This window comes from Flavobacterium sp., from assembly GCF_029242675.1.
Classification (GTDB): Bacteria; Bacteroidota; Bacteroidia; order Flavobacteriales; family Flavobacteriaceae; genus Flavobacterium.
This window is the reverse complement of the sequence record NZ_JAQWTM010000229.1, coordinates 1-5,303: the sequence shown is the minus strand read 5'-3', so window position 1 is coordinate 5,303 and position 5,303 is coordinate 1. Positions and strand designations below refer to the sequence as shown.

Sequence of the window (5,303 nt, the reverse complement as noted above, 5' to 3'; positions counted from 1 at the left end):
ATTGATTTTTCTTTAAAAAGTTATAGTTGATACCCACGTATTCAATCGAAAAAACTGACTGCGTGTAGTTAAGAATCACTTCCTTGGTACGGGAGATCACTTTCGACAAAGGGGAATCCTCATCATTTGGATTAATCGATTTATTAAAAATTCGAAAGTCACTAAGATACAAAGTTGGCGATATATCCGTTTTTTTAATTTGCTCGGGCTTAAAGTAATTCATCCCTTCATACCCACCAAAATATAACTGTCCGCTATCGTCTTTGAATACTGCGTTATTATTAAATTCGTTAACGATCAAACCATCGTCCTTGTTAAAATTAGTGCTTTTTTTATTTTTAAAATCGAGTTTCGTCAAGCCCATACCACCACTTACCCACAAACAACCACTATTATCAGCGATGATAGCACGTACAGATCGCTCTTTAAAACCTGGAAAATCATCGTAGTTGGAAAACAACTTGGATTTCTTATTGTAACTAAACAAGCCGCCGCCATCGGTACCAATCCAAATCGTTTTATCACCTGATTCATACACTGATAATATAGTTTGAATACTATTGTGTTTAGTCCTATTCTTAATCATAGCCTCACGCATGGATGTAACCACAAAACTATTTTGTTTCTCAACATGAACTTTATATAATCCTAAAATAGTACCCACCCAAACATCGTTATCTGAATCAACAAATACTTTTCGAACGTAAGCTACATCAAGTCCACTGGCTACAAATGGTTTAGTATCGCAATGAACGAAGCTATTATTGGTAGGATCGTAATAATGCAATCCTTTGATAAAAGTTCCAATCCATATACGACCAGAGGCGTCTTCAGAAAAACTAAATACTCGATTGGACCGCAATGTTGCTGTATTGAATGTATTGTAATTTATAAATCGAGTGCTTCCGCTTTTTAGCAAATAGATCCCACCGCTCCAACTACCAACCCAAATATTTTGTTTACTATCTATGAAAACAGTCTGTATATCCTCTGAAGTTAAGCCGGAATAATAGTTTTGGTTTTTTTGATTAACATGAATCATTTTTTTTGCCGCTGGATCATAAATATCCAAACCGCCTCCTTCGGTACTAATAATTAATTTTCCGCTTTTATCACGCACAACTGCCGTTACAAAGCTGGTTTGTAGTGAGTTTTCATTATTTAAGAGTGATTCAACTGCTTTAAATTTATTGTTTGGCTTAGCAAAAACACCTAAGCCCTTGTTGTAGTACCCCAACCACAGTCGGTTTTCTTTATCTTGGTACAAAGACCAAACAGAATTGGATTTGAGACTGAAATTATTGTATTTACTATACAAGTATTGCTTTACAACTTGCCCTTTGTGATTAACGATAAGTAGCCCGTCATTTTCAGTACCACAAACCATATCTCCGTTTTTACTTTGTATCAGAGAGAGTATCTTATTTTTACTAACAAGATAGTTATTGTAATGAAAGTTATCCATGTCGGTTTGAATTTTTAACAAACCTTGATTTGTTGTACCCACCCATAACATACCATAACTATCCAAGGCCAATGTTTCAATTTCGAAATTGATTGGCTCTTTTTTGAACTTATCTTTGTAGACTTGCGCTACGTTCCCGCTTGAATCAATGGAATAAAGGCCAAATCCAGTACCTAAAAATATCGTTCCTTGCTTGTTTTTTATAGAATAATTGACTTGGAGATTTTTTTGTTTTAGCAATCTTGAATTAAGGATACCCACTTGCAGTGTTTTAGTATTTAACTTAAAAACACCAAAACCGTAGGTCCCTAAAATCAAATTTCCGTGGTTATCCTCCACAATAGTTTTGACTGATATAGGCTCATCATAGCCTTTTGCTACAGCGTCCTGAATATTTATTTTAGTGAAATTATCCAGGTCTCGATTGTATAGGCATAAACCCTCATCAGTACCGATCCATAATTTATTATTACGATCAACATAGGTCGCATAAATTAAATTGCTATTGATTGTCCCGTTTACTTTTGCACTGTATTCGTAGCCGTAATAATGCACGCCGTCGTAACGATATAATCCAGCACCATTGGTTCCTACCCAAATGAAACCATTTTCATCTTGATTAATAGATGAAATAGCCCTTTGCGAATTAGCCTCGGGGATACTTTGAAATTGATAATTTTCAAATTTATTTTGTGAGGCTACTAATGCGGAGACAAATAAAAATAGCGTACAAATAGCGTAATGTAATTTATTGGTCATAGGTAGGTAAGTGTCTAAATTTTGTTCGAAAATAACAATAATAAAAGATGCAAAACGATATTGTATATAAAAACAGTAATTCGTTTAAAAATAAATACCAAATCTACATTTAAGTCAAAAACCTGAGCTCGATTATTTACATTACAAATAATCGCGCCCAGGTTATAATTTACTGTAGTAGGCAAGCTACTTTGAAAACCATAAGCGGTTCAAAGTGCTTTTCTAACTACTATTTTAATTCAAATTTATTTGTAAGTCCCTCGTTAGAATTCCATCCGATCATTACATTAAAAACTCCGGGTTCAACTAAATAGTTTCCTTGGTTGTCATAGAATCCTAATTCTTGTTCTGTTAATGTGAATTTTACCGTTTTGGTTTCTCCTTTTTTCAAAGCTACTAATTCAAACCCTTTTAATTCTTTTACTGGTCGAACAATGCTCGCCGCAACATCATTAATATACAACTGAACTACTTCCTTTCCGTCAACACTACCGGTATTAGTTACCTCAACTGACAATTCAATCTTGTCTCCTTTTTTATATGAACTTTTGTTCATTTTCAAGTTTTTATATTCGAATGAGGTATAACTCAAACCGAAACCAAAAGGATATAAAGGTGTTTTTTCGACATCACTATAATGGGACCAAAAAACATTTTTATCCTTATCTACTGGTCTACCTGTGCTGTATGAATTGTAGTAGATAGGACACTGTCCTACGTTTCTAGGGAAAGACATCGGTAATTTTCCACTTGGATTGTAATCTCCATAAAGCACTTGTGCAATCGCATTACCCGATTGTGTTCCTAATTGCCATCCTTCAACAATAGCTGGTATGTTTTCAGCTGCCCAAGGAATAGATAAAGGACGTCCATTGTTTAAAACTAATACGATATTAGGATTCACTTTGTAAACCTCCTCTAATAATTGTTGTTGGTTCCCTGGCAAACCAAGTTCTGTTCTACTACGACCTTCACCACTTTGAAAGCCAATTTCCCCTAAAACCATCACTACTACCTCTGCTTCTTCGGCCGCTTTTTTTGCTGCTTCAAATCCAGAAAAGTCAGTAGAATTTATTTCGACTTCGTTTACAAAAACTTGTTTGTTAGTTGCAACTTCTGTTCCTTTAGCATAAACCAAACTATTGTTTTTGTACTGTTGCATTCCTTCAAGTACAGATACAGCTGTATCGTCATCTGCCGCTATTCGCCAACTACCTAATGGACTATTTTTATCACTAGCCAAAGCACCAATCAAAGCAATCTTTACTCCCGATTTCTTCAATGGCAATAGATTTTTATCATTTTTAAGCAATACAATTGACTTCTTTGCCATATCCAAGACATCATCATTGTTTGCTTTACTTCCAATACTTGCTTTCTCACGTGCTTCGTCACAATATTTATAAGGATCATCAAACAAACCCAATTCGAATTTTACACGTAGGATGCGACGTGTAGCATCGTCAATTACAGACTCTTTTACCAATCCTTTTTTTACTAAAGAAACCAATTCCGTCACATAAATATGTGATTCCATATCCATATCAGATCCTGCGATCGCCGCTTTTTTGGCAGCATCTGCTCCATCCGCAGCATATCCGTGCGTAATCATTTCAGCAATGGAAGCCCAGTCCGAAACTACAAAACCTTTAAAACCCCATGCACCTTTCAAAATATCTCTTTGTAAAAAGCTGTTTCCAGTTGCTGGAACTCCGTTTAAGGTATTAAATGAATTCATAAAAGTACGTACACCTGCATCCACAGCCGCTTTAAAAGGTGGTAAAACCGAATTGTACAATTTAGAATTACTCATATCGACAATGTTATACTCCTTTCCAGCTTCTACAAATCCGTAGGCAGCAAAGTGTTTAGCACAGGCAGCAATGGTTGTAAAATCGTCCAATCGATCACCTTGAAAACCTTTTACTCTGGCAGTTGCGATTTTACTTCCTAGGTAGGGATCTTCTCCAGCACCTTCCATCACACGTCCCCATCGTGCATCATTTGCAATGTCTACATTAGGGCCGAAAGTCCAGTTTAATCCGGACGATGCTGCTTCATCAGCAGCAACACGAGCTGAGTTTTTTATCGCTAACAAGTCCCAGCTTGCGGCCTCGGCCAGCGGAATTGGACTTAATGTCTTATATCCATGAATTACATCAAAACCAAAAAGCAAAGGAATCCCTAAGCGAGTTTCTTCAACTGCAATCTTTTGAACTGCTCGTACTTCTTTAACTCCACGCACACTTAAAAGAGAACCTACCCAACCATTTTTAATATGAATGTATTTTTCTTCCTCAGAGCCGCCTACCGGTTTTGGACCTGTAAAATCCCACGAACCATTGTATTGATTCATTTGACCTACTTTTTCTTCTAAGGTCATTTCTTTCATTAAAAGCGTAATACGCTCTTCAATTGATTTGGATGTGTCCAAATGTTTTTTCGATTGTGCAATTCCGTTTGACAAGACAAAAAGCATGGCAAACGCAAGTGTATGAACTTGCTTATTCATTCGTTTATAGTTTAGTTTATTATTCTTTAGTTTTAAAATCAAATCAGTTACCATTAAACCCTACTAACTCTGGACTTCTCCCTCGTAAGAAGCTAAAAATGCAACATGTATTGCTATTTTGACTATAATTTACTTGTTGCACTGTAGTTTTCTATTAGTAAAAACACTATCCGCAGTAAAAAATATAAAAATTTTATAAAATCATAATTATAAAAGCAAATTTTTAGTAAAAACACAAATACAAGGTTGTAAATATAAGGCTGAGGAGCAGATACCAACAACCACATTTGAAGCATATTTAGCAACAATTGATGTAAAACTAGATCGTTTATCCTAAAAATTAAAAAGACATACGTTTCTATGTAGAAACGCATTCATCCTACCACAAATTGTTTCAGCTCCTACTATCCTAATGGACTACATCAAATTGAAAAACAATTTTGTTCTTATAAACGGCATTAGGATGCAAAATTGAATTTGGAAAAGTACTAGTATTGGGTGCATCAGGAAAATTTTGAGGTTCAAAACAAATAGCAGGAAAAGGGCCTAATCCTAATTTATTTTTAA

The 5,303-nt window shown here is 35.4% G+C and carries 2 protein-coding genes; both read right to left on the bottom strand.

Going from position 1 to position 5,303, the window contains the following annotated elements; translation table 11 throughout:
* The coding region (locus P8M54_RS08485; protein ID WP_300287199.1) for a two-component regulator propeller domain-containing protein at window positions 1-2,224 on the bottom strand (2,224 nt) is incomplete at its 3' end.
* Window positions 2,225-2,453: 229 nt separating this feature from the next.
* Complete coding sequence (gene bglX, locus P8M54_RS08480) at window positions 2,454-4,736, bottom strand: beta-glucosidase BglX (protein ID WP_300287196.1); 2,283 nt, start codon at window positions 4,734-4,736, stop codon at window positions 2,454-2,456.
* Window positions 4,737-5,303 lie beyond the last annotated feature (567 nt).

Excerpts from the sequence above, each read along its gene's own strand:
- bglX (WP_300287196.1), bottom strand. The coding sequence starts at position 4,736 with ATGAATAAGCAAGTTCATACACTTGCGTTTGCCATGCTTTTTGTCTTG.